The sequence below is a fragment of the Xenorhabdus poinarii G6 genome (genome assembly GCF_000968175.1).
In the GTDB taxonomy this organism is placed as follows: Bacteria; Pseudomonadota; Gammaproteobacteria; order Enterobacterales; family Enterobacteriaceae; genus Xenorhabdus; species Xenorhabdus poinarii.
Genome location: NZ_FO704551.1, coordinates 1,922,974 through 1,948,296, shown reverse-complemented (window position 1 = coordinate 1,948,296; position 25,323 = coordinate 1,922,974). Strand labels below are relative to the sequence as shown.

28 protein-coding genes and 5 pseudogenes are annotated in these 25,323 nt (G+C 42.2%); 26 read left to right on the top strand and 7 right to left on the bottom strand.

Features of this window, described 5'->3' with window-relative positions; genetic code table 11:
* Window positions 1–46: 46 nt before the first annotated feature.
* Window positions 47–667, top strand: a complete 621-nt coding sequence (locus tag XPG1_RS09000; protein WP_045958781.1) for a hypothetical protein — start codon at window positions 47–49, stop codon at window positions 665–667.
* A gap of 43 nt (window positions 668–710) precedes the next feature.
* Here the strand turns inward: XPG1_RS09000 and XPG1_RS08995 are convergent, their stop codons facing one another.
* The 3 genes and pseudogenes from XPG1_RS08995 to XPG1_RS08985 form a co-directional block, all read right to left on the bottom strand.
* Window positions 711–1,337, bottom strand: a complete 627-nt coding sequence (locus XPG1_RS08995; protein WP_045958780.1) for an Nmad5 family putative nucleotide modification protein — start codon at window positions 1,335–1,337, stop codon at window positions 711–713.
* A gap of 49 nt (window positions 1,338–1,386) precedes the next feature.
* Window positions 1,387–1,944, bottom strand: coding sequence for a DUF2815 family protein (locus XPG1_RS08990; RefSeq protein WP_045958779.1), 558 nt, complete (start codon window positions 1,942–1,944; stop codon window positions 1,387–1,389).
* Between the two features lie 22 nt (window positions 1,945–1,966).
* Window positions 1,967–3,031, bottom strand: a pseudogene (locus tag XPG1_RS08985) (DUF2800 domain-containing protein); the annotation flags it as partial.
* On the opposite strand from XPG1_RS08985, the pseudogene XPG1_RS08980 reads away from it, so the two are divergent.
* The 11 genes and pseudogenes from XPG1_RS08980 to XPG1_RS08935 form a co-directional block, all read left to right on the top strand.
* Window positions 3,032–3,472 (top strand): annotated as a pseudogene (locus tag XPG1_RS08980) (primase-like DNA-binding domain-containing protein); the annotation flags it as partial. It lies immediately after the preceding pseudogene.
* 505 nt (window positions 3,473–3,977) lie between these two features.
* Entirely contained in the window at window positions 3,978–4,943 is a 966-nt protein-coding gene (locus tag XPG1_RS08975) for a hypothetical protein (protein ID WP_084717288.1), read from the top strand.
* Window positions 4,940–5,335 carry a DUF1240 domain-containing protein gene (locus XPG1_RS08970; protein ID WP_045958776.1) on the top strand — a complete coding sequence of 132 codons (396 nt, stop codon included), beginning with the start codon at window positions 4,940–4,942 and terminating at the stop codon, window positions 5,333–5,335. Before XPG1_RS08975 ends, XPG1_RS08970 begins: the two co-directional genes overlap by 4 nt.
* 124 nt (window positions 5,336–5,459) lie before the next feature.
* The gene (locus XPG1_RS08965) at window positions 5,460–6,611 is read left to right on the top strand and encodes a phage major capsid protein (protein ID WP_045958775.1); all 1,152 of its coding nucleotides are present in this window, start codon (window positions 5,460–5,462) and stop codon (window positions 6,609–6,611) included.
* A gap of 44 nt (window positions 6,612–6,655) precedes the next feature.
* Complete coding sequence (locus tag XPG1_RS08960) at window positions 6,656–7,204, top strand: HK97 family phage prohead protease (protein ID WP_045958774.1); 549 nt, start codon at window positions 6,656–6,658, stop codon at window positions 7,202–7,204.
* Between the two features lie 79 nt (window positions 7,205–7,283).
* On the top strand, window positions 7,284–7,718 hold the full coding sequence (locus XPG1_RS08955) for an HNH endonuclease signature motif containing protein (protein WP_045958773.1): 435 nt from the start codon (window positions 7,284–7,286) through the stop codon (window positions 7,716–7,718).
* Window positions 7,719–7,995: 277 nt separating this feature from the next.
* The gene (locus XPG1_RS08950) at window positions 7,996–8,355 is read left to right on the top strand and encodes a phage terminase small subunit P27 family (protein ID WP_038262351.1); all 360 of its coding nucleotides are present in this window, start codon (window positions 7,996–7,998) and stop codon (window positions 8,353–8,355) included.
* Window positions 8,356–8,366: 11 nt separating this feature from the next.
* A complete protein-coding gene (locus tag XPG1_RS08945; protein ID WP_045958772.1) occupies window positions 8,367–10,028 on the top strand; it encodes a terminase large subunit in 1,662 nt (553 codons plus the stop codon).
* A gap of 277 nt (window positions 10,029–10,305) precedes the next feature.
* Window positions 10,306–10,569, top strand: a complete 264-nt coding sequence (locus XPG1_RS08940; RefSeq protein ID WP_045958771.1) for a helix-turn-helix domain-containing protein — start codon at window positions 10,306–10,308, stop codon at window positions 10,567–10,569.
* A gap of 561 nt (window positions 10,570–11,130) precedes the next feature.
* Window positions 11,131–11,400 carry a hypothetical protein gene (locus tag XPG1_RS18445; protein WP_071825364.1) on the top strand — a complete coding sequence of 90 codons (270 nt, stop codon included), beginning with the start codon at window positions 11,131–11,133 and terminating at the stop codon, window positions 11,398–11,400.
* 309 nt (window positions 11,401–11,709) lie between these two features.
* Window positions 11,710–12,616: pseudogene (locus XPG1_RS08935) on the top strand (DNA primase family protein); the annotation flags it as partial.
* Window positions 12,617–13,132: 516 nt separating this feature from the next.
* On the opposite strand, the gene XPG1_RS19165 reads toward XPG1_RS08935, so the two are convergent.
* Complete coding sequence (locus XPG1_RS19165) at window positions 13,133–13,318, bottom strand: transposase (RefSeq protein ID WP_052708285.1); 186 nt, start codon at window positions 13,316–13,318, stop codon at window positions 13,133–13,135.
* The gene (locus XPG1_RS17590) at window positions 13,311–14,141 is read right to left on the bottom strand and encodes an IS630 family transposase (RefSeq protein WP_071825363.1); all 831 of its coding nucleotides are present in this window, start codon (window positions 14,139–14,141) and stop codon (window positions 13,311–13,313) included. Before XPG1_RS17590 ends, XPG1_RS19165 begins: the two co-directional genes overlap by 8 nt.
* A 62-nt stretch (window positions 14,142–14,203) precedes the next feature.
* Between XPG1_RS17590 and XPG1_RS17585 the strand changes: the two genes are divergently transcribed.
* Together XPG1_RS17585 and XPG1_RS08910 are read left to right on the top strand one after the other, a co-directional pair.
* Entirely contained in the window at window positions 14,204–14,599 is a 396-nt protein-coding gene (locus tag XPG1_RS17585; RefSeq protein WP_071825362.1) for an antitermination protein Q, read from the top strand.
* A gap of 360 nt (window positions 14,600–14,959) precedes the next feature.
* Window positions 14,960–15,679, top strand: a complete 720-nt coding sequence (locus tag XPG1_RS08910) for a Thoeris anti-defense Tad2 family protein (RefSeq protein ID WP_045958770.1) — start codon at window positions 14,960–14,962, stop codon at window positions 15,677–15,679.
* A 134-nt stretch (window positions 15,680–15,813) separates the two neighbouring features.
* On the opposite strand, the gene XPG1_RS08905 is transcribed toward XPG1_RS08910, so the two are convergent.
* Window positions 15,814–16,008 (bottom strand): hypothetical protein, encoded by a 195-nt coding sequence (locus XPG1_RS08905; protein WP_045958769.1) that lies wholly within the window; start codon window positions 16,006–16,008, stop codon window positions 15,814–15,816.
* Window positions 16,009–16,274: 266 nt separating this feature from the next.
* On the opposite strand from XPG1_RS08905, the gene XPG1_RS08900 reads away from it, so the two are divergent.
* From XPG1_RS08900 to XPG1_RS08885, 5 genes and pseudogenes are all read left to right on the top strand, one after another.
* Entirely contained in the window at window positions 16,275–16,604 is a 330-nt protein-coding gene (locus XPG1_RS08900) for a phage holin, lambda family (RefSeq protein WP_045960613.1), read from the top strand.
* A pseudogene (locus XPG1_RS08895) lies at window positions 16,601–16,996 on the top strand (structural protein). The gene XPG1_RS08900 and the pseudogene XPG1_RS08895 overlap by 4 nt, the downstream one beginning before the upstream one ends.
* A gap of 8 nt (window positions 16,997–17,004) precedes the next feature.
* Window positions 17,005–17,385 (top strand): DUF2570 family protein, encoded by a 381-nt coding sequence (locus tag XPG1_RS08890; RefSeq protein ID WP_045960611.1) that lies wholly within the window; start codon window positions 17,005–17,007, stop codon window positions 17,383–17,385.
* Window positions 17,273–17,533 (top strand): Rz1-like lysis system protein LysC, encoded by a 261-nt coding sequence (lysC, locus tag XPG1_RS19285; protein ID WP_071825361.1) that lies wholly within the window; start codon window positions 17,273–17,275, stop codon window positions 17,531–17,533. Before XPG1_RS08890 ends, lysC begins: the two co-directional genes overlap by 113 nt.
* A gap of 692 nt (window positions 17,534–18,225) precedes the next feature.
* Entirely contained in the window at window positions 18,226–19,131 is a 906-nt protein-coding gene (locus tag XPG1_RS08885) for an IS481 family transposase (protein ID WP_084717286.1), read from the top strand.
* On the opposite strand, the gene XPG1_RS18440 is transcribed toward XPG1_RS08885, so the two are convergent.
* Entirely contained in the window at window positions 19,128–19,526 is a 399-nt protein-coding gene (locus XPG1_RS18440) for a hypothetical protein (RefSeq protein WP_157879470.1), read from the bottom strand. The genes XPG1_RS08885 and XPG1_RS18440 overlap by 4 nt on opposite strands.
* A 758-nt stretch (window positions 19,527–20,284) precedes the next feature.
* Between XPG1_RS18440 and XPG1_RS08875 the strand changes: the two genes are divergently transcribed.
* The 7 genes and pseudogenes from XPG1_RS08875 to XPG1_RS08845 all read left to right on the top strand — a co-directional run.
* On the top strand, window positions 20,285–20,563 hold the full coding sequence (locus XPG1_RS08875; protein WP_045958766.1) for a hypothetical protein: 279 nt from the start codon (window positions 20,285–20,287) through the stop codon (window positions 20,561–20,563).
* Window positions 20,564–20,771: 208 nt separating this feature from the next.
* The gene (locus tag XPG1_RS08870; protein WP_045958765.1) at window positions 20,772–21,311 is read left to right on the top strand and encodes a hypothetical protein; all 540 of its coding nucleotides are present in this window, start codon (window positions 20,772–20,774) and stop codon (window positions 21,309–21,311) included.
* A 75-nt stretch (window positions 21,312–21,386) separates the two neighbouring features.
* Window positions 21,387–21,572 carry a hypothetical protein gene (locus XPG1_RS08865; RefSeq protein WP_045958764.1) on the top strand — a complete coding sequence of 62 codons (186 nt, stop codon included), beginning with the start codon at window positions 21,387–21,389 and terminating at the stop codon, window positions 21,570–21,572.
* A gap of 350 nt (window positions 21,573–21,922) precedes the next feature.
* The gene (locus XPG1_RS08860; protein WP_197541099.1) at window positions 21,923–22,465 is read left to right on the top strand and encodes an N-acetyltransferase; all 543 of its coding nucleotides are present in this window, start codon (window positions 21,923–21,925) and stop codon (window positions 22,463–22,465) included.
* A complete protein-coding gene (locus XPG1_RS19160) occupies window positions 22,395–22,739 on the top strand; it encodes an enoyl-CoA hydratase-related protein (RefSeq protein WP_084717285.1) in 345 nt (114 codons plus the stop codon). Before XPG1_RS08860 ends, XPG1_RS19160 begins: the two co-directional genes overlap by 71 nt.
* 622 nt (window positions 22,740–23,361) lie before the next feature.
* Complete coding sequence (locus XPG1_RS08850) at window positions 23,362–24,747, top strand: MATE family efflux transporter (RefSeq protein WP_045958763.1); 1,386 nt, start codon at window positions 23,362–23,364, stop codon at window positions 24,745–24,747.
* A gap of 92 nt (window positions 24,748–24,839) precedes the next feature.
* Window positions 24,840–25,171, top strand: a pseudogene (locus tag XPG1_RS08845) (IS1 family transposase); the annotation flags it as partial.
* Window positions 25,172–25,323 lie beyond the last annotated feature (152 nt).

The following is a 25,323-nucleotide window of genomic DNA, read 5'->3' as shown; positions in this document are numbered from 1 at the left end:
ATTTAATGGCCCTCCACAGGACGAAATATTAAAAACATGGCCCATTTTGGATGTTATACGTATTGTTGAACCTGAGCGGTTTGATGAATTCTACTCGTTAGTTAGAGATTCCTATCTTATTAAGGATAAATCATCTCAGAATGATTTCATTGTGAAAAACGTGTTATCACTGCGGGAATGGTCTGCTAATAACTTATCAAAAATGTTGAATTCCGCTTCAGATGATGCTGTTAACGGCTATACCAGGTATCGCGCCAAATTTTTTAATGACATTTTAGCTATGGACCCCTCTGGTATTGAATGTTTCAATTCCATACATCCTGGTGTACTTGGGAATCCAGATTTAGACAGGATTGGCAAGCAGCTGGGGGAAAATAGTGCAGGTCAGAGAAAATATATGGAGGCTATTACTCATTCGATACAACAGCATGTTGAGGTGAATAGATTGCCGGTTGAAAAAGTGAAAGAAGCACTGACTAATACCCTCGTTAAATTGGTAGAAAGGCATGAAGATCTTTTGAATTCGGTTGATGTCGAAGATATAAATGAATTGGCTAAACATCCTAAATTAGCATGCGAATTTGAGCGTGATTTATATGTATTAATTTCAGCCTTAGACCCTCATACTTCTGCCGAAGTTACGCGATACTTAACTGAACATAAATAAACGTGCTCTTGCCCCTTAAAGGTAAGGGGCATTTTTTTTATAATCAACTAACTACTTCGGTCGGTAATCCAATTAATGTATTAAGTGCTTCACGGCGAACGGCGGGAACTGGTGCGGCTTTCGCCGCGCTTTTAGGCAATAATTCGGCAGCCTCCGGCCATTCTTCCAATAACCGTTTTACGGAGCGAACTTTTAATAACGCGGCTTCGACATTATGTGTAATAGTTTCGCGTTGAATTTCTAATTCTTTGTACCGTTTTTCGAGGGCATAGAATTCATTCACCAGCGGATTATCGGCTAATAATGTGGTTCCCTTTGGTGTTATTTTGAATATGCAATCCCGATTATCGAAACGTGCACGTGCGCCGTTAAAATAGGCAACAACACGACTGCCCGCCAAGTTAATTGCTATATAATATGTGTCACGAACAGGCATATCATTTTCACGCACTGCTTCGGGAATTTTAGCCGCCAACGTTTTTATTTCGGATAAAACATTTTGGATGTCCTGTTCCATGTTTTCGCCACCGATGGCTTCAATTCGTATTTTCTCAGCCCAATTCGCGCGGTCTTTATATAATTGTTCGTCTTTCTCGAAAATACCCGCTTTAATCAGTGCGTTTTTAACAATTTCGCTTTTTATATCTTTGGTTAATACTTTTTGTGTCATGGTTTTTATCCTAATAAGTACCCCGCATGAAGCGGGGCGTAAAATATATTCAATTAAAAACGTCGGCTTCGGCGTCAGCCCCTTCGCTGATATCGTCAAAATCGTCTACTGAGGCGACGCCGCCACCTGCGAATGCGTCACCATCTCGGAAGAACTGAACCCCTGAGAGCGATGCCGAAATGCCTTTGCCGTTATTTTCATACGCAAAAATACTGATAGTGGCGTTAACATAGCAGCCGGAATACGGTTTACCATCCTGTGCCGTGAGTGGCGAACGGTCGCGATCAATAACCAGTGGCCGCGATTTGTTACTGGCGGAAATATACATATTACCCGCGTAACCGTCGTAATCCGGTTTATCATCGCCATCACGGAAATTAAATCGCATGTTGTTTCCGCGAATGCTTTTAATAATACCCTCAGCTCTAGCTCCCCATTTTTCGGTAGCCACTTTCTTAATTGCAACCTCAATTTCGGCAATTAAATCTTTGCGCTCTTTTGGAATTAGGAACGTGGAACGGAATTTAAAATCGCCTTGCCCATTAACCTGAGTTGCTTCAAATAAATCAGGGAATGCCAGACGCACTTGTTTTAAACTAATTTTCATTTTGTTATCTCTTTAGAGGTTATTACGAGAACATATCGTCAGATATGTCGTCAAAATCGTTGATAGGATTAATGTCCAGTGCTGGACGCGGATCGGATTCCGGGACAACGGTAGGTTTACCGTCAGGCCGGGTAATCAGGGACTCTAACTTAGCCCATTTTTTCGGGTACTCTTTTTTGAGCACTTTTTCCGCTTGGGTAGGGCTGATAATCTTCTTGGTGTAGATTTGATCTTGCCTGAGCTTGAGCGTTTTCAACATCACTTCGGCGTCTGTCTCAACACTCCATGATCGGTTACCCTGTTTACCCTCGACTAATTTAAATCCGGGGATAGGGTGCCCGGCATTGAGTTCATCACTGACACGGCCCCGCACCGCCTTGCACCAGCTTTCGATAAAATCAACTTGCTCGTATTTGGCTGCGAGGGTTTGGTTGTCATATTTAGGGATTTGTTCCTTCGCTATCTGAGGCTCTAACGGTTGTGTCAGGTCGTCAAAATCCTCCACAATAGTGCTCCAGATGTGAGCGGCCAGTGCGGGGCAATCCGCCTTGGCTTTACAAAACCGGCACTGTTTTTCGCCCGGTGTGAACGTGTCTTGTGGTAATGTGTCCACCCCTTCACACCGTGCAATCCCAAATATCGTAATGACCGATGCCGCCGCGTCTTTGGCTCGTTCCCCGAACTGGCGCAATTCATCTACACCCAGCACCCATTCTGATACGTGATTTAATCGGGGCTGGTGAATGAACAGCCGTACCGTTTCAAACTCGTACAACATATCAAACTGGTCGAGAGCGCCTAGCGCGTACAACATCAGTTGCTCGTTTTTCTCGGCATCGACCCGCACGCCGCGACCGTATTTCAGGTCATGAATTTGCAGTTCACCGCCGTTAATGATGATGGCATCGGCAGTGCCAAACGAGTTTTCGACGCCAATCACCTCGGAAAAATCAACGCGCTGTTCGATCAATAACTCGTTACCCTGAGCCAGCCCCCAAACCGTCTCGACATATTGTCCTACCGCCTCCACCATTTCGTCATTGACCTGTGGTGTATTGGGTTTGAGCAGTATGTACTGTCCCAAATAATCAGTCGGGAATTACCGGTGATTATCCGTCATTTATTAAACGAATTTGCCGACCAGAACAAGGCTAAGAAGCTGCTACAGGCGCAACGCGACTCTAACGAAGCATTATCGGTAAAATGCCATTCCGATCCCCTGTATAATTTCTGTGCTTACTTAGTCTCGCTGGGGGAAGAATTAGGAATGAAAATGGGAACCAAGAATATTTACCCCAGGGCACCGAGAATCTATTTGTATCACGCCTATTTGTCCTTTATGGAAGCGTATGGGTTTGAAAGACCGCTGACATTGACTAAATTCGGGGATTCCTTGCCTAAAGTGATGCAGGAATATAAAAAGGACTATCGCAAATTTAAAACTAAAAAGGGTTATTACTACAATGTGAATTTAACGGATGATGCTAACGAATGGCTTCCGGCTGTTCCTGAACACTTGAACAAGTAACCCCCCTTATATAAAGTTTTGATGTTAACTGTGCACCCTATGCACTAATTAATATAATATATTGAATTACAATGAAAAAGTAAGGTGTACAGTTGTTATTTAACTATGCACCAACTATGCACCCTGTTCACCTTTTCCTGAATAATTTAGGGGGGCACAGTGTGAACAGTTGGTGCACACCGTATTCACCATTAAAAATTACATATTATCAATGTATTATATGGAAAGTGCACAGGGTGCATAGTTGAGAGGTTCAAAAAGATTTTCAGGGGGTTTCCTCTGGCAGGTAAATAAAAGGCGGGTGAATCTGGAAAGATAAATTGAGTACATCAATGCGTTTTTTATTGTGGCATTACCTGAAATTTAGATTGGGTAATTATCTGATTTCATTTAAGAATGGAAGTTCATCACAAATTTACTGGTGTACTTTTATATACACTGGAATTGATAAGTATTATTGTTATATTCTGCCTGATTGATAGGGGATGTTACGGAGAATTGAGGAATGACACATAAGAAATATAATCCTACTTGGGATGGATATCTTGGCGATTACTTAAATGGGAAAGTGGGCATTAACCAGTTAACGCCTCAACATGAATTTTTTGATGCTATTGGGCTAGAAAAAGTATTGAGGGATAATACCCAATATCACTTTGTCCTCACATTAGCGGAAGCCAAAAGTATTATTGAGGATATCAGCCACCGCCGTCCACAAAGTCCAAGTTATGGATATGCATTTGCAAGAGGTATGGACGAAAAACATCTAAGTTATGAAGAAGCATTTGCAAGAGGTACGGACGCAGGCAACAAGATAAAAAATCCGATGGCACCTGTATTTTCCGTCACTGATCCTATTTCCACTTATGCGGGAAATATCTATGATGCGCATGGGTTTTCTGAAGTTTGCAGAGAGTTTAAGAGCTTGGGCATTAAAGCTACAGAACATGTAGGAAAAAATGGGGAAAAGTATATTCACCTGTCGGGGCATGCAGGTCTTAGGAGTCGTATTATGGGGACACGCTATCGTGCCAAAAACCCCAAAATGCTTGGAATGGGAATAGGGCAGCAGGGGCTTAATGCAAGCGTTGTTAAAGGTGTTAGATTCTGTATTGTATTTTCGATTGCCTATAGATTGATAGAAAGTATTTTTAAGGATGAATATACGCTAGCTGATTTTATCGGAAACATAACAATGGATATGGCTAAAACAGCTATTGTTGCTGTTTCCTCTTGGGCTGTCGGTTCACTTGTAACTGCCACTGCTTTGGTAGGTGGAAGTATTATTGCTGCTGCGGTAATAGTTCTACTTGCTGGTTTTTCAGTAGCTTATATTTTAGATTTTCTTGATAAGAAATATGGGCTAAGTGAAAAATTAATAGCACTTTTGAAAGAAGAAATGAAAAGAAAACCAAGAACACCGGAAGCAGACTTACAATATTTTTTTAATGGATTAGGAAGGTTTAGGTGAATAGTAAATACTTTAAAGTATTAGGTGCGATAATATTATTATTGTTAGTAACATTTATGATTGGTGTCATCATTGATGATGCTGTTTCATTAATATTAATGAAAGATGAAATAACATTTTCTGCCACTGTTGTCATGGTTGTTATGTCTTCACCTCTATTATTTTACGCGTTTTCAGGCTTTGTTTTTTTCTTTATCTTTGATAGGTTACCAAAATTTAACAAGATAATTGTTAACTATCTGGTTAGATTAGCAATTTTATCATTTATCATCAGCTTACCTGTCTCTTTTTATGTTAGCTATAAGTTAAAACGTGATGGTTATCTGACATGCGATAAAATTTCATGGATGTCACCTACTACTTATGTTAAAGATATTAAGTTATGTAATTGAAAAATTTTGTAAATATTCCGTCCTCATGTTTTCGCAAGTTTAGCCTCTGAATGTCAGGGGCTTTTTTATCATTTTTCATGATGTTAAATAGTGTTTTAAGCAGAATAACCAACCACAAAACACCATGAAAAAATTACTCGAATTACGCCAGCAAAAGGCCACTCTTACCGAACAAATGCGCACCCTGCTCACCAAGGCCGAAGGTGAAAAGCGTTCCCTGACCGAAGATGAAGCGAAGCAGTTTGACGAACTGCGCAACCAGTCCGACACGCTGAATACGGAAATCGCCCGTTATGAGTCAATTGCTGATGAAGAACGCAGTCAGGTCAAGAATCAGCCTGCCAGTGAAACACTCAGCAATGACGAACTGCGCCACTATATTCTGACCGGCGAAACCCGTACCCTGTCTACAGGCGTCCCCTCAGGGGGCGGCTATACCGTTATCCCGGAACTGAATAAACAAATCATGCAGCAACTGGCTGATGAGTCGGTCATGCGCCGGATTTGTACCATTAAGACCACCCGCAGCAACGAATATAAACAGTTGGTTTCAGTCGGTGGGGCAGCCGTGACACACGGCGAAGAAGGTAAGGCACGCGGTGAGACGGGCACGCCGAAGATGGAAGAAGTCAGCATCAAGCTGTTCCCGATTTACGCCTATCCTAAAACCACCCAAGAGATTATCGATTTTAGCGATGTGGATATCTTGGGCTGGCTGACGTCAGAAATTGCCGACACCTTCGTTGATACCGAAGAAACTGACCTTGTGAGCGGTGACGGCAGCAAAAAAGCGAAAGGCTTCTTGTCTTATCCCCGTGACACTCAAGCCGATAAGGTACGTGCATTTGGCACGTTACAGAAGCTGGACGCTGCCACGCTTTCCGCCGATAGCCTGATTGACCTGAAATTCTTACTCAAAAATAAATACCGTAAAAATGCGGTGTGGGTAATGAACTCCACGACCGCCGCGCAGGTGCAGAAGCTAAAAAACGGCAACGGCGATTATATCTGGCGTGAGCGTTTACAGGCCGGTGATCCGGATCTGCTGCTGGGCTTGTCTGTCCATTACCTTGAATTTATGCCGGATGGCGTGATTGGTCTGGGTGACTTCAAGCGCGGCTATTTCATCGTTGACCATGAGACAGGCACCCGTACCCGCCCTGACAATATTACCGAACCGGGCTTCTATAAGGTACATACCGATAAATATCTGGGCGGCGGTCTGGTGGACTCCAACGCCATCAAGGTGCTGGAAGTGAAAGCAGCCAGTAAATAAGCGAGAGGGGCGAAAAGCCCCTTTTCAGTCTTGGAGTCCATAAGATGAATAACGATTTTGAAATCCGCACTGCCTCACTGTCTGCCAGTGATAAAAAACTGACCGGCTATGTGATTAAGTGGAACAGCCGATCCCAAATCCTATGGGATGAATTTGTTGAACAATTCGCCCCGAATGCCTTTCGTGCCAGCTTGACGGCAAAGACTGATGTTCGGGCATTGTATGAACATGATCATATGAACCTGTTAGGCCGCACCACCTCCGGTACGTTGCAGTTGAGTGAAGATGCCACCGGACTACGCTTTGAGTTAACCCCGCCTGATACGCAATTAGGGCGCGATGTGTTAACGCTGGTTGAACGTGGCGATATTTCCGGGATGTCCTTCGGGTTCAGGGCATTGAAGGATCAGTGGGATGTGGGTCAGGAACCTTACGTCAGAACCGTCTTAGAAGCCGAATTACGGGAAATCACCATCACTAGCTTACCCGCCTATCCTGAAAGTGGGGTCGAGATTGCCAGGCGTTCACTGAATGCCGCTAAACCCCGTGATGCCGATTTGCGTCATTACTGGCTGCAACTGTCCGAGGTGTAACTATGTGGCCGTTTAAGCGAAAAGACACGTTCACCATTAAATCGCTGTGGTCTGTCTATCGTGATGTGGGAGTTTACTGATGCCGTGGCAACCCTTAAAACGTTGTAGCTACCCGAACTGCCGCGAGAGGGTGAAATCAGGCCGATGTGAACAACACCAACGGGAAACCAGACGTCAGCAGGATAAGCAACGAGGCCCCCGAACCCAACGCGGCTATAGCAATCAATGGGGTAAGTATCGGCTGATGTACCTTAAAGCGAACCCTTTATGTGTGATGTGTCTGAAAGCCAATACCTACACCCCGGCAACCATTGTTGATCACATTATCCCGATAGACGGTGACAGTGATGTGTTGTTCTGGCCTGACTTCAATCATCAATCCGTATGCCATCGCTGCCATAACACCAAGACGTTTACCCAAGACCCGATAACCAAGCAGAAACGCAAGCGCGGTGAATATCGGGAACAGGAAGAAAGCGCGGTGCCGCGTCATGACTGGATGTATCAATCATGAACGAACAAGAAACAAATCAATGAGTTAAAGGCTATTAAAGCACTGTGAACGCTATCGACAATCGAAACAGATTGCGCCTGATAAGCTCACAACGAAGCGCAAGACACAACGTGACAGGGGAGCTAATGGAATGTTTCAGGGATCGTTAGGAGAGCGTACAGAGGGGGTAGGGGAGTCAAACATGACAAATGCCCTGCCTCATGGCACCGCCGCCCCCTCCAATTTTTACGCACGGCACTTTTTTCAATAGCAGTAACTTCATAGGAATCAGAATATTATGGCAAGAGCACCCAAACCCCCGGTTTATTTGAACGACATCGCCGCCGAGCAATGGAAATCAAAAGCCAAAATTCTCAATGAACGGGAAGATCTCAGTCCGGCGGACTGGAACAACTTAGAACTGTATTGCGTCAACTATGCGATTTACCGTAAAGCCGTTGAAGACATTGAAGTGCGCGGGTTCGCGGTGGAAGGTTCACGCGGCGCAGCGACCAGCAATCCGTCACTGAAAGCGAAAGCGGATGCCGAAAAAATCATGATAAAAATGTCGTCGTTGCTCGGTTTTGATCCCGTATCCCGGCGCCGGAATCCGATAGAAAGTGACGAACCTGATGATTTAGACGCACTGATAGCCTGAGTCATACCACGATGAACGCATGGGAACAGTATGCTTTTGCTATCGAAAACGGCACCATTCCGGCCTGTCAGCGGGTAAAACAGGCCGTGAAACGCTATTATAGCGACCTGCATAACCCGCTTTATACGTTCGATAGCGAAGTCGTCGAGCGTTTTATCGGCTTTTCCCGTCTCTGCCCGCACGTCAAAGGCCACTTACGTGGTCAACCCATCATGCTTGAACCGTGGCAGCAGTTTGCCTTTGCTAACCTGTTCGGCTTCAAAGTCAAAGCGACCGGACGCCGAAAATACCGCAGCGCGTATATTCAGGTGCCGCGCAAAAATGCCAAATCCACAGTGGCCGCCATACTGGCTAACTGGTTTTTGGTGATGGAGCAAGGCCAGCAGGATATCTACACCGCCGCCGTGAGCCGGGATCAGGCGCGGATTGTCTTTGATGATGCCCGCCAGATGTGCCTGTTATCCAAGCCCCTGAAAAAACGGGTCGCTATCCAGCAACATAAAGTTACCTACCCAAAGAGCAACAGCCTGTTAAAGCCACTGGCTTCCAAAGCCGCCACGATTGAGGGGACAAATCCTAGTCTGGCCATTGTCGATGAGTACCATTTACACCCCGATAACGCCGTGTACTCTGCGCTTGAATTGGGGATGGGTGCCCGTCCCGAAGGACTCCTGTTCGCCATTACCACCGCAGGCAGTAACGTGATATCGGCCTGTAAACAGCACTATGATTATTGCTGTCAGATACTGGATGGCGAAGAACAAAACGAATCGCTGTTCGCCCTGATTTACGAACTGGACGATGAGAGTGAGATTGATGATGAAGCACTTTGGATCAAGGCCAATCCCAATCTGGATGTCTCGGTAGACAGTGCCGCCCTGCATGACACTATCCAGAAAGCCCGCGGCATTCCCTCACAATGGACAGAGATGTTAACCAAACGCTTTAATATCTGGTGCCAGGGCGAAACGCCGTGGATGGGTGAAGGCGCATGGAAAGCCTGCCAGCAAGATTATGATGAAAATGACCTCAAAGGACTGGAGTGCTACGCCGGACTGGATTTGTCTTCAACAGGCGATATCACCAGTATCTGTTACACCTTCCCGGTGGATAACGAACTGTTATTACTGACCCGTCATTACCTGCCCGAAGCACAATTGCAGAACCCTGCTAACAAGAATCGGGCGGTGTATCGCCAATGGGTACAAGCAGGCTGGATACGTACCACAACAGGCGATTGCATTGATTATGACCGTATCCGCGATGATATTCTTAAAGACAGCCAGCAGTTTGATATCAAGCTGGTCGGCTTTGACACATGGAACGCCACGCACCTGAGAACTCAGCTACAGGGTGCGGGGTTGGACGTTGAGCCGTTCCCGCAAACTTATATGCGCTTTAGTCCCGTAGCTAAATCGGCAGAGGTATTCGTGAATCGCAAGGTCATTCGACACAACGGCGATCCGGTACTTGCGTGGGCAGTGTCCAATGTGGTGATGGAAACGGACGCGAACGCCAATATCAAGCCGAATAAGAAGAAATCCGCGAATAAGATAGATCCTGCGATTGCGTTTTTGATGAGTTTTGGCACATGGCAGATAGAGCATGAAGATTTTGCGTTTAGCTTAAGTAAAGAGCAGCAACTGCGCCTGAACGCGTTCAATGGGATATAACGTAAAAAGTTAAGCTGTTTTACTGATTCGCTTATTGAACCAGATAAAACAATTCGTTAAAGTAGCCCTGCCATCGGCAAAATCCGGTGGTAAGGTTTCGCAGCCTTGAGAAAATACCCCGCTGGTAGAAATATACTACCAGCGTGCTTGCTATCGCCCTTTCAATGGCGGTTCAGACAGGGGAGGCTTTGGCCTCGCCGGTTGGGTATTCTCCGGTACTGCGAACCCTGTCTGGATTGCCACCATCAATGATTAATTAATGGAAGGGGTAGCAGGAATGAATAACGTTAAAAATGACTGGCATCAAGCCGATATTATTGCTGCATTACGTAAGCGCGGTACAACTTTAGCGGCAGTCTCTCGTGAAGCAGGACTCAGTTCATCGACATTAGCAAATACACTTTCTCGTCCGTGGCCTAAAGGCGAATGGATTATTGCAAATTATCTCGGAATTCATCCCTCAGAAATCTGGCCTAGTCGGTATTTTGATATGAACGGTCAGTTCATCGAGCGCAAAATTCGCAGCAAAGCTTTAGAGTAATTTTTTATATATAAGCCTCACATTTGAGAAAAATAATTCCACCATTTCACGCATCATCATCTAACTTATAGTTGTGAGCCGAGTCACAATTTAATCCATTAAATAATTTTTGTTTTTATTGTAATTTTAGGTCTTTAATGTAACTTATTTTCAATAAGTTACATTAATAAACCAGCGTAATTTTGTTGTAAATACATAGATAGCTCTTTTAAGATAAAAAATCATTCTTATCATAAAAATTAATACCTTCAAATTAATACTTAAAATCTGTAAATTATCACGATAATGTGGCTATTTTCTGCAAAAAAAATTCATAAATCGAGTGCAATGAGATGAAAAAAACCACAATAACCTTAAAATAAACCAAAAATAATGCCATTATTAATGTAAAATAAACAGTGAATAGCCATTGATTTTAATGCTCAGTAAGTACAAACTGAATTGAGTGATTGTTTAGATTACGCTTAGATCTAGTGCTCATTCGCTTTTAAGATCTAGGGTAACAACCACAAGCAATTACGGGATTAGTATTGCCTTAAAATCAATAAAATGGAGAGCAAAATGGCATCTGTATATGATTTTGAACGTCAAGTTTTTGGTATTGAAGGAGTTCGACTTGTTATAAGAGGAAATGGTAATTTAACTTTACCTGATTATCCATATCAACGCCGAGCTTCTGACTCTACAACTGTTAGTGAGTTTTTAACTAACAGAATTTACCCTTCTTTATCTGGCAGTAATACACAATTTGTCTTAGTCAGTGGTGATGGGAATGCTAATGTACATGGACTAACTTTGCTAGGAACGCTTCGTAATTCTTACGTTAGATAATGAACAACCACGCCGTAAGCAGCGGAGTATCTCAAAACAGAGCCAGTTGATGGTCTGATTTAAGTTACCATTGATATGATTACTTATTAACTCTAGGTATAAATCAAGCTGGAGTTCACATAAACATAATAAGTATGACTCTCTAAGTTGAATTTGCAAAGTAGCATCAAGCAGGGGCACAAAAAGGGGCATAAAATAAATAAGTAAAAATAAATCCAAATAAATCCAACTAATTCAATTAACTAACTTAACTTACTAGTCCCGCCTTGGAAATATAAAATTCACTGATAATACAGTGAGTTAGGGGATAAAAAGAGCCACCGTAAGGTGGCTTTTTTCTTGGTTTTAAACTGCACGAAAATTCAAAATTGGCAGCAGATTGGCAGCGGTAAAAGCGTATTTACATATATCGCCACCTTACTGGCGGGAGAGCACAATACCGCCAGTGGCAATATGAGAGCGCTGGATGAGGCCAGAGGCCGTTATCAGTTTGTCGGCAAGAGCTTAATTACGCTGCCCGATCAGGTTAAATATGTTGGTGAAGGCGCAGGCATTAAGGCCATTACCGGCGGCGATCTGATTGAAGTTGACGGAAAATATGAGAAGCAATTTTCTACCATCATTAAAGCCGTAATATTAGCCACCAATAACGAACCCATGAGCTTTACAGAGCGCAATGGCGGCATTGCACGGCGGCGGGTGATATTCCCCGTTTAATATTCCGGTCAAAGAATCCGAGAAAGACCCGCAGTTGCCGGAGAAAATCAGTCGGGAACTGCCGGTGATTATCCGTCATTTATTAAACGAATTTGCCGACCAGGATAAGGCTAAAAAACTGCTACAGATGCAACGTGACTCGAACGAAGCGTTAACGGTAAAGAGTCATTCCGATCCATTGTATCGCTTTTGTGGTTATTTGGTATCCGCCAATGATGTTACCGGTATGAAGATGGGCAATAAGAATATCAGCCCACGGGCACCGAGAATGTATTTATATCATGCTTATCTTTCTTTTATGGAAGCGCACGGCTTTGAACGTCCGTTAACACTGACTAAGTTTGGTGAATCACTTCCCAAAATTATGCTGGAATACCGGAAAGAGTATCGGAAAATGCGTACCAAGAAAGGTTACTCTTATAACGTCGAGTTATCGGAAGAAGCAGAAGAATGGCTACCTTCTGTGCCTGAGTGTCGAGACTTTAAATCACCTGCATAAAACTTTTGGTTTTAGGTCTGCATTCTATACACCATTTTAATTATCCTACTGTATTTAAAATAAAATAATAGATGTATAGTTATTTTTTAACTATACATCAACTATACATTCTCTTCATTAGTGTAAAAAATGGGTGAACAGATGATACAGTTAGTGAATATCATATTAATTGTATCAAACCCAGATGTAGCAAGGCTTTCAGGGTATTGTGCAGAGGGTGGATAACTGAGAGGGTGAAAAAGATTTTTAAGGGGTAGGAAATAAAAGTTTTTATCTAAACCTTCGTTGTATTAGCCATCACTTGCTCTGGCAGTACGCCCCCTCAAACAGAAAAGGATGTAAATACAGTAAATAAGACATAGTAGAGAACGTTCTCTTCTGGCTTTGTGCCTTCTACAGGAAGGTATTTGGGCGGTTATGAGCGAAAAGCGGAAGTACGAAACTGTTTTCACCGCCGAGGGTGCATTACTAACATTGCCGTGTGTTAATCAACGGGGAGCAGGTCATATAGCAGAATCAACATAACCTGACATATTTAATATGCTCCGTAAACAACTCATCAACTGAACCTCTTTTTTGCCTCCTTATCGCTTTTGCTCCGCCCCATTTGTGTTCTATAGGGTTTAAATCCGGACTATAAGCGGGAAGCCATTCCAGTTGACATCTGCTGTCTGCTATAGCTAAATCAATATAATTAGGCATGCTCCACATGTTCCATAAACAACTCATCAATTGAACATCTTTCACGTCTTCTTATCGCTTTTACTTCGGCCCATTTGTGTTCGATGGGATTCAAATCCGGACTGTAAGCAGGTAACCACTCCAATTGGCATCCGTGGTCTGCTATCGCTTTTATCGTGTCATTTCGTTTATGGAATGAGGCATTATCCATGACAATTACTGTCCGGCTTGGGAGCTTTGGCAATAAATCTTGGGTCATCCAGGCATGAAAAACATCCGCATTAATGCTCTCTGCAAACAAGCTTAAGGTGATGAAGGTCTTTTTGATGATGGCGCCAATGGCATTAATGCGACTTTTAGCGTGCCAGTCGTGTGTGCCGAAACACCGCAGCCCTTTCGCCGAATAACCGTGTGTGCGTGGCATAGACTGCGCAAAACCGCTTTCATCCAGATAAACAATCGATTTGCCCGCGTGTTCATAGTGGCGGATACGCTCGACAAACGCCTGACGAGCCTGTGCGTCAGCTTTGGGGTGTTTTAGCTTTTTTTTGACGGTGATATTCAGCCGTTTCAAGGCGTAATGGATAGCTGATTGTGAGACGCCCAGCCGTTTTGCCCTTTCCCATTGATAGTCATCGGGGTCATTTCGGACATCGGCGATAAGTGCCTCGTCACTAATTTTAGTGGGCGGTTTATCACGCGTCATACAGGGCGCTATTTTGTGACTCCACCGAAACAAGGTGCGGATAGAAACCTCAAAGTGGTTGCTTGTTTGCTCGAATGTCAATGAATGTTTGTCTTTGTATGCCCGTACTCTTTTTCGGAAATCCAGACTGTAACCCATCTCAATTCTGCCTTGTTATTGGAAGTCACAGACATTATGACATAGTATTATGATTCTGCTATATGGGGTTGAAAATTACCCCATCATCATATGAGAAGTTGCGAGAGATACGTGAGGTTGTAAAAGTAGTCTGCCCGACATGTAAGGGAAAATCGACTGTTCGCCATTCCTGCCGTTGCAACGGTCGCGGAGAGGTATTGGATAAAACACAAACTGAGTTGATCGGTATTCCGGTTTATAAAACCTGCCCTAAATGCTCAGGACGCGGTTACTCTCGGTTGCCAGCCGAAGAAGTTAGAAGGGCCATTTGCGACTCGGTGATAGAAATAAGCCAGCCAACATGGTCACGAAATTTTAAGCCCTTCTATGAATCGCTGATAGAGGAGTGTTTTACAGAGGAGGCTGTTGCTGATTTTGTTCTATCAAAAATCACAAAAAGAGAAATTAATTTCTCTTAATAAAATTTTTGTGGAACTTTAATGTTGATTTGTTGAATAAAATAACCCATCGTTACTCTAACGATGGGTTATTGCCTCTCATTGAAACAGAATAGAATTATCAGGCCTCGCCTCGGCGGAGTTTTTTTATTGCTCTATATCCAACACGGGATATTCAGAATTAGCAGTAAAATTTGAATTTACAACTCACAGAATCACGTACTCGACTAATAGGAATATTTTATAATACGAAACCCTATTTTAATGCGTATTAATTCTGTTAACGGATGTTAAATTGAGATAAAAACACAACCTAAGTAATATTAACTGGCTTAGCAGTAGGATGAAATGACCACTAACGAATAATAAAGTGAGGGATTTATGTCTGAGGTTAATAAGCTGGATAATAAACAATGCCCGTTTGATCCTGAGCAATATAAAGCTCATGTTACTGTCAGTTATAAAATTGACAATGATGTATCTGCGCCAGTCGGTTCTTTCCCTTGGGCAATGATTCAAGTGTATTTGGGGAATAATGTACGTCGTAATGTCTGGGATGCTAATACCTACATTTACGGCGATAATATTGGAAAAGATGACCAGGCTGTTAAACAGGGAAATAAAGAGGGAACTTTTGCTTGGAATCCTGAGCAACAAGACATGCTGGCTTGTGATTGGACAAAGATGGGTTGTATGCTGTCTTTTGATCTTGAGATAGGGACTAGCAAGTATGGTAATGGTGAGAGTCAAGATTGGGGGTATATGACCAAAGCGGGGGATTTAAGTTCGGGTGAATCTACTTTTGGTGTTCTGACCAATCTTCAAAGCACCATAGGTGTTGGGGGTATCTCAGATTTCAGGTTATATGAAAGCACTATCGGTACTTTTGATAATATAGTATTGCTAGTTGACACCCAAAACCAACCAGACTTAGGGAGTAAAGCTCTTGAAGTAACGGCGAATGGTTTAACGTATAATCTTGGCTCAACCTCAAAGTCTACAACTGATTTCGTCTATACCTCTGACGGCGCAAAACAACTAGGCGACCTACTGAAACAAAACGTAGGTAATACGCTGCATTTTTTCTTCAACTGGAAATAAATCTACACCCTGAATCTCAAGGCCTCGCACTCGCGGGGCTTTTTCATTTCTACCCGTAATCAACAATGGGTATGGCTGAATCCGATCGGGGGCAGGTCAACATAATTCCCCCGAATTCGAGGGAATCTAGTAGTCTACTTTTTATTTTCGCCTTTTTTCAATTTAAGCCCAAAGAGAACAAGCCCAATAGCCAATAAGCTTTCGACGGTACCCAGTAAAAAATCATCATATTGAATAAATCTAATACTCGCCATAAAAAGTAATATCACACCGGCAAGAATGAATTTAAATGACTTTTGTTTGAGTGGGTTTTTATCGTTCGGTTGCATAAAAATCCTTTTGTATTAAATGTTAAAATCTAGCATGAGTATCACATGTTCGGTCATTCCGAACAACTCAACCTGTCGGTGAGACCGACTAGTTCAAATTCAAGGCTGCGCATGGAGTGGCCTTTTTTGTTACCTAATTTGCCACCGCAATCACTCTCAGTACCTCCGTATCCACGCATTTCTTCTAGCAACCTATTAACTCAACTCACAGGGGCGACTATCTCACCCCACGGACGCCCATTGTTCAGATGGGGTGGAATATGCGCATGACTGAAAAAAACACAGAGTTTTGGGCGTATGCCTGGGACTGGATAATGATAAATGCCCCGCTCATTGCGGGAATGCTGCTGGCGGCGGTAACCGCATTCACGCGTGAGAAACGAAATGGTGCGGGTTGGATGGCGTCATTGGCTGAAGCGGCGATTTGTTCGTTTATCAGTATTGGGATTATTACCGCACTGGAATATGCGAATTTGCCGCTCAGTCTGGCGCAGTTTTTTGGTGTGTTCATCGGATTTTTAGGCACCAAAAAAATTGGGGCGATTATCGAATCCGTATTTATTTTTCTCAAAAATAAATTTGGGGCGAACCGATGAGTAGAGGCGTACGTAATCACAATCCGGGCAACATTCGCCACGGTGATAAATGGCAGGGGCTGCGTGCGCACCAGACAGACGATGATTTTTGTCAATTTACGGCGCCGGCGTGGGGCATCAGGGCGATGCTGAAAATTCTGCGTAATTACGAACGCAAATATGGCGATAATACGATCCGTCAGTTTATTTCCCGCTAGGCACCAAAAATAGAAAACGACACTGAGGCATACATTAATTATGTGAGTCAGGCGGTCGGTATTGCCAGTGATGCAGTGATTGATGTCAACCATCAGGAAACGATGACTGCATTAGTCAAGGCAATGATACGGATGGAAAACGGTCAGCAGCCGTATTCCGATAATGTTTTCACGCGGGCATTTGAATTGCTATGAAAATGAAAATGAAATTGATGGCTGCGATAGTTGGTATCGGGCTGATAGGCATGGTCGTCCATGCCATCTACTCAGTGTATGCAGAGAACGAGCACCTAAATCAGCAAAATGCCTCACTGAAACAGCAAAACCAACGCCAGCAACTCATCACCGATAACACCTATCAATCCATCAGGTTATTCAATGACATCTCACGAATTAATAGCGAAAACCGGAACCGGTCAGCCGTGGATTCTGAACAGAGACAAACGGCCATCAAAACCGTGGTTGCCAATCATGATTGCGCCAATCGCATTGTGCCTGATGGGGTTGCTATCCGGTTGCAACAACACGCGAACCGAATACGTTCCGCTGCCACTGATACTCATTCCGGCGCCTCTGCTCACTGACTGCCTACCGCCCGTGATACCCGATGCAATGACATGGCGTGACAGTTTGTTACTGAATGAACAGTTACTGACAGTGATTGAACAGTGCAATCTGGATAAACAGGCAATAAGGGAAATAGACAAAAACAGACTGCAACCTCAGGAATGATACTGGGGGAAGCAGGAGCCATCCTGTCTCCTGCTTGATTGTTATTATGCACAGTAACTCAACGGTTGATCCGGATTTACCACAATACAGGTAGCTATACACTCTGCATATCCTATGGGTGACCAAGCAAAGGGTAAGCAGAGATTAGCATAAGTCTGCATCGAAGCTAAAAGAGTCGAGCCTGCTACTAGGCAAAGAAGAAGATATTTTTTCATTTTACTCACCATATATCACTGACTACACCAACGAACGATAGACCTAATAACCCTATCTCCACTCAAAAACAAGCGAATAATTCTTAACAATTGATTAACATTTGAAACTAAACAGAATATTTTTTTACCCACTCCCTTGAGTGGTTAAAGGAATACCCATGCCATCAGTTAACGCTGGTGGCATTTTTGTATCTGCATTTCACCGCGCACCGCAGCGCTAATCTCAACATCGAGCCTTTATTTAGGAATGAGCCTTTGAGGGATCAGCTAAAACTGATGCTACTCGATGGGCTGATCTCCTATTGCGGCAAAGGTTCATTACCTAAGTAAGGATAAGCATCGTGAGAGAACTATCGGTTTTTAATACTCCTGTTCGGGTTGGTGATGATGGCTATATCCCAATCACTGATAATTGTGAATTTTTAGACCTCAACTGACAGTTTTATGTATATTTAACAGGTAATAGTTGAGGTTAATATGAACAAGAAAGAAGAACAGGAAGTCAGAAGAAAGCTCAAAATATTAGCTCATGCAGCAGAAGGAAGTAACGTCAGTAAAACATGCCGTTATTGGGGAATATCCCGGGATACTTTTTACCGCTGGAAAAAGGATTATGAGGCCAAGGGGGAAAAAGGGTTAATTAATAGCAAACCCTGCCCGGAAAATCCGGCTATCCGTGTTGCCCCTATCATTGAAGAGAAGATCTTATATCTACGCAAAAATTATCATTTTGGGAGTGCCAAAATAGCGTGGTATTTGGCCCGATATCATGACCTGAAAGTTTCTTTGTCAGGCGTTTACAGTGTTCTGTGCCGTCATGGCCTTAACCGACTTCCTCAAAATCTCAGAAAGCGTCAGGTCAAATCGATTAAACGGTACGAAAAGAAAACCCCAGGGCACCATGTTCAGGTTGATGTTAAATTCTTAAACTTCAAAGATGAAAATGGAAATAAAGTACGCAGATTCCAGTATACAGCCATTGATGATGCTACGCGTATCAGGGCACTGAAAGTTTATGAAAAACATAATCAGGCTTGTGCCATTGATTTTATTGATTATGTCGTAGCGAAATTCCCTTTCAGAATAAAAATGATCCGCACAGATAATGGACACGAATTTCAGTCCAAATTCCATTGGCATTGTGAAGACCTGGGACTTGAACATGTGTATATCAGACCAGCCAGCCCCAATCTTAATGGGAAAGTTGAACGTTCTCATCTTACCGATAAACAAGAGTTTTACCAAATACTGAACTATAAAGGAGACGTAGATTTAGAGGCTAAGTTGGCAGAATGGGAGGCGTTTTACAACTATGACAGACCACATGGTGGCTTGAAAGGTAAAACGCCTTATGAGACTCTTGTTGAGAAAATGAAAGCTTAAAATGATCTGTCAGTCGAAGTCAGGGATCTCACAGGTAACAGATTGTCTTTACCCATTTTTTCTAATCGCTCTTTTCTGACGCCTTCAATGATGCTAGTGATGTGAATATCAATATTCTGCAAATCAGTTTGTGCCATCCCGATAACAGATTCCAGCGTGGTATTGATGGCAACAGCGCGGGATCTCATGTGGTCTTCTGGTATGGTGAGATATTTTTGAAGACTTTTTGAAAGCGTGAACGCCTCACGGCTGCATTTAAACAACCTTCTGCTTGTAAGGGATTTAACAATTTCTGTGTCAACATGCAAAGTAAAAGATACTGATGCGTAAGACTTCGGCTTTATCTTTCTTCTAGTTGTTCGGTTGGTAACTGCGGTATTTTCCGTGTCTGCCATGTTATTTTTCTCCAAAAACCTAAAAATAGAACCTATATCATACATTTTTAAAAAAATAATGCCTGTCACTTACTACAGAAAATCAATCAAAATTAACGTTGATTTTTCATTACGAAAGAGCCAAAACGAAATGGTTTTTTAAGCGTCTGAATGACGCTATTTACTAGTACTACAGCCGTAACAATAGTAAAACCAATGCATTATCTGATACTCAAAAAACAAAGAAATAACATCAATTCAAGCTGTTCTATGGGATTATTCCCTATCGAGAAGAGTGAATACGGCTGTAGTACTAGTACGTTAAACTGTGTCGTCCTCACCAATGAGGGAAATATATCATCTCGATAGCACGGTCCCATTACGGTCCTGATTATGTAGCAGGACGGTGAGATTACGGTGAGGGTTTTGATATGTCCATTTATCATAATTTGATATATCGCTAGCGGTAATAATCCATCATTAAATTGATATTATTAAATAATTTCACTATCAGTGCAGAATTTAAATTGTGATGTATAGCTTTGCGGGGCAAAGTGACGGTCTCGGAGAACAACAAGATTACAACAAGGCATGGGGCAAGGATTAACGGCAAGATTACGGCAAGGCTGAACGGTAAGGTTTTATATACGGGATTTTCCCGCGGCACCGTTGGTCACTAAGTCAATGACCAATGGCAGAAGTTATTCCGTCTCTGTGCGGGAATTAAGCGTTATCAATGCGTTATACTATCCGTAATCTCAGCAGCCAGCAGGTGATCCATGCGCACATACCGAAAAACAAAGCCCGTCACAGCCACAGTAACCGGAATTGTCACCAAATCGTCTCAGCGAGTTAAGACGGCAACCGGTAAGGTAATGACAACAATGACTATTCAGGCAGAGAGCGAACGCCGCAGCCCTTATCCGTTAACGCTGGTGGCCTATGATGACGATGCGCTGCCACTGATGACCTGCCAGAAAGGAAACAGGATTACCGCCACTGGCTGGCCTCACTGGTATAACGGTTATCAGCTTACTGGGGTGACTATAAATGCATAATTTGCTGATATGTATAATGACTAAAGCCTGAGTCATATCCTCTGCATTATCTGCATGAAGTTACCTGATCTGCAGATAAAAATAGCGGTTAAGTATCTTTAATGGTGCCGGATATACGAAGTGAAAAGAAAATTAAAGCAAAAAATAACGATGGGGTATAAAGTATTTGATTAAATATTTTGTATCAACTATCTGATGCGGAGGTGTTATGCCTTTACCCGAACGCTTAAAACCCATGAAAGTCAATCGCGCTAAAATCAGCGAAATGACTGAATTGTTGCAACGAATCACTAAGAAAATTGATAGCGGAGCAACAGAAAGTGATGCTGAACTTAACTCTATGATGATGAATTGGAATGCCCAAGTGGTAATCCCTCATGAATTTTCTGATTTTCGTGATTATAGTTCATGGATAAGCGCGAAAGAGTTTACCCGCTCAGCCTTTAACCAGGTAAAGTACATTAGTGATCTAACCTATAGTGAATTGGTATCTGTCATTGATTTTATATGTAATGCAGAAGGTAAAGAATCCGAGCATTCATATACGCTTGATTTACTTGAAGTGAATTTTGATGCGAATCCTTCAGATTTAATATACTGGCCTAATTTATGGTTCAATAACGAAGAAGTGGATGATTTATCACCGGAAGAGATGGCTGCTTATTTAATGAAAAAAGCCAATCGACACTTACCTGATTCGCCACCAGTAGAATTAAAATATCCGGTACCTGAAAGCGTATCAGATTGATTTTTATCATGACGCAAATTTGCGTTATGTCCTCCGCATCACAGATACCCCTTTCTCCCCAGTGGGGTAAAAGTGATGATCCAGATTTGGATCATTTCAACCATGACCGTTAGTGTCTGGCTTCCTCAAATTGAGGTTTCCGGAATTATCAATCAGTTACCATATTTACCGGAAACCGCCGGTGGCGTTCTCCCAAAATATCAACGGGTTATCGATATCAGGTTTAACAATGTGCCAGCAAAGCCCGGACTGAAATGGTAATTTAGGTAAGTAGATGACCCCGGACGGGTAAAAAATGGGTAGACAGCAAAAATGGTACTGTCTACCCACTGAAAGCCTTGTGGTGCAAGGGCTGAGAGCAATTAGGTAGACAGGTAGATAACCAAAGCCCATTTTTCTGTAAACACGCACACGCATCGACACGTCCACGCTATAAGGCGTTTTGAGTTGACCTAACGAACTGCCGGTCTGTATTTTTCTTATTCGGATACAGGCATATGAAACACTGGCTAAATAACCAGATATCGAGTTGTTATGTACATTGATACTATAAGAAAACTGAATGAATTCTATACTTCAATTTGCGTAGTAACTTACAAAAGGTGATGGCAATGGATAATTTACGATATCAAGCTTTTGGTGAAATTAATTTAGATGATACTTTTTTCTCATTCCTTAAATTGGATTATAAACATGGTTTTATCGATTGGTTTGAAAGTAAATCTATAAAATCAAATGAAAAAGCATATGTGTTATATGAAGGCAATGAACGTATAGATGGTTTTTTATATTTAAAAATAGAAAATGGAATTATTGATGATGTTTTATCACCAATAAAAGATGGTAAACATTTAAAGATAGGAACATTTAAATTTAACCCTAAAGGAACATTACGTGGACAAAGATTCCTAAAGAAAATTTTTGACAATGCTATTTCATTTGGAGTTGATGATATATATGTCACTGTTTTTGAAAAGCATGATTATCTAATTAGGCTTTTCAAGAAATATGGTTTCCATGAATGTGCTTTAAAAGAAACATCTAATGGTAATGAAATTGTGTTATTAAAGGAACTTTCATTTGATGAGTCAACCGGAGATATATTATGTGACTACCCTAGCCCGTCGCTATATGATCACCGCAGAAGTTTTTGATGTTCAACAAGCCATAGAATTGGGTCTAGTTCACCAACAAGCTTCCGAGTCCAATCTGAACGAACTCCGAGATAATTGGATAAAGTTGATACAAAAGACCGCTCCGCATGCATCACGAAAGATCAAGTCCATGCTCACACGATTGAGTACACAGGATGGTTTGCATAACGAACAAAAAGCAAACATTCGACTCATGTCTGAAACTCGTACTTCTTCCGAAGGCCAAATGGGGCTACGAGCTTTCCTTGAGAAACGCCCTCCCCCCTGGAGCTAAATGGTTATATGAATCACCAGGGCAATCGAACCTAAAATTCCTTGGCAAGGATTTAATATCATGAATCCATATAGGTTTAAAATTCTATCATATTTCCCGCTTATCAGCATTATCATTGTATCGATTTGTGCGGTTATCTTTGGCTGTAAAGGGGGTGATGCCATTATTGAAGAAAAAAAAGATTGGTTCAGACAATTTCTGGATTTCCCCTAAGTCATAATACCTTTAACGATGTGATAACTCGGCTCAATCCACAAAAAGTTATAGTGGTATATTGAATCTAGACACTTCAAAAGATTATTAACCTTATTTAACACAACAATGAGGTATGATCATGAAATTGAAACCAGCCAAACGCTAATATTCCGTTGAGTTTAAGCTCAACGGGTTGAGCGATGGAATATGGCCTTTGTACGTTTTAATGCGTGACCAAAAAAGGTAACCATTAACCAGCTCCTACTTGACATGTGATGTTAAGACTGAGTTTTCACTTATATTAGCGTAACACGCTTATTTTTTTGTCTATTTTATAATTAAAGAGTGTTGACATGTGAAAAAACGGCTAACAAACCAATTTTTATTGGTCAATGGTATGTCAGTGAATGGTTACCTAGGAGTAAGTATGCAAACAAATAATAATTTTTTTTACTTTAAAGAAATTGTAAAACTAGCTACACCAATCTTAAGTGTACGCATTCTCTATATCGCTGTGGGTTTTATCGGTATGTTATTTATTGCTCATCTTGGCAAGCAAGAGCTGGCTGCTAGTGCATTAGTAGCTGCATTGAGTAACACTATAATGGTTGTTACCATGTCGCCGTTGCTAGCTGTCGGTATCACTGTTAGTCGTTATTATGGACAGAATGAGCTTCGCGAAATTGGCATGGAAATCCGGCAGGCTTGGTTGGTTAGTATCGTTCTCGGTGTTATTGGTTCGTTGGTATTCTGGAACTTAACGAAATTGTTGGTATGGCTGCATCAGCCTATTGAGCTAGTGCCGCTGATTGACCCTTATTTTCGTGCAATGGCATGGAGTGTAATTCCTTCTTTACTATTGGCAAGTTGTCATCAAATGTTTTTTCCTCTTAAGAAGGGATATTTTGTCGTGGTATTAAGTGCACTGAACCTGGGTTTCACAATATTGCTTGGCTATGTTTTAATTCATGGTTACGCTGGTTTGCCTACATTGGGTATGGCTGGCTGGGCCTATGGCATATCAATTGCTAACTGGACTCTCGCGATTAGTGTTTTTATTTATTTATACTTTTCCAAAAATTTCACTAATTACCACTTGTTTGATTTCAAGGTGCTATGGGATCCAGCACGATTGGTGGCTTTTTTTCAGATTAGTTTCCCTATTACAATACAGTTTGCCAGTGAATTGCTGATTTTTAGTACGATTAACATTATGGTCGGTTGGCTCGGAGTGGGTGCTTTGAGTGTTCAACAGATATTGATCCAGTGTTCTACCGTAGCTCTAATGATCCCTATGGGAATCGGTCAGGCGTGCACGATTTTAGTCAGTTATGCGGTTGGCAATGGTGAATATAGTCTGATAAGAAAGATTGGTCATGTCGGTCTGATACTAGTATTCAGCTGCATGATAGCTATCGCAGTTGTATATTTGCTAAATCCACTTACGATTATCGGTTTGTATATCAACCTGGGGGCAGAAGAAAATGCGGCTCTGATCGAGCTGGCAAAGGTCATGTTGGCTATCGTTGCTTTTTCTCAAGTTGCTGATGCTGTGCGTAACTTACTGATAGCAGTGTTACGTGGTTTGAGTGACGTCTGGTATCCGATGTGGGTTAATATGGGATTGCTCTGGACATTCGGCCTTCCTGTTTCTTATTTACTGTCTTTTCCTTTAAAACAAGGTCAGCAAGGTATCAATATTGGCTTCCTTATTACATTTTTACTCGGGGCAATCCTGATGATGGTGCGGTTTTTTCGTAAAACTGCCGATATGGAGCATGGCAAAATATCTGGCAAATCGATTAATAATTAAACTTATCAAATGCCTTGTCATATCATAACAGTGAAATTCTTATATTTCTCATAGAGGGTAAGACATCAGGGTGAGGGAGAGCATCTCATTATCAGCGCTGGCTATGGTATGCTTGGGAATCCCGTCTGAAACGCATTGTAGCCCATGTTTTGGTGATCGTAGTCGAAAGACGTTAGACAAGCTCCTTGCCCTTTTATCGCCCCTTAATCTTCGGTTTTACTGCACGGACAATTATGCTGTTTATGACAGCCTTCCCGAGGAAAAGCGCCTGACTGGAAAGACGTTTACTCAACGTATAGAGAGAAAGGATTTAACGCATCGTACCCGAATCAAAAGGCTGAACAGAAAAACCATCGGTTATTCAAAATCTGAAGAGATGCACGATAAAGTGATAGGAACCTTTATTGAATATAAACATTATCTTGAATACCCGACTCAATTATTTAATACACGACTAATTATTCTGGTCATGTATACTCAACTTATAATAAAGAGGAATTATGCGGTTTAACTCAGTGGATAAACTAATTAATGATAATATATTCATTAAATTTAATAAGTTCTGTAACCACACTG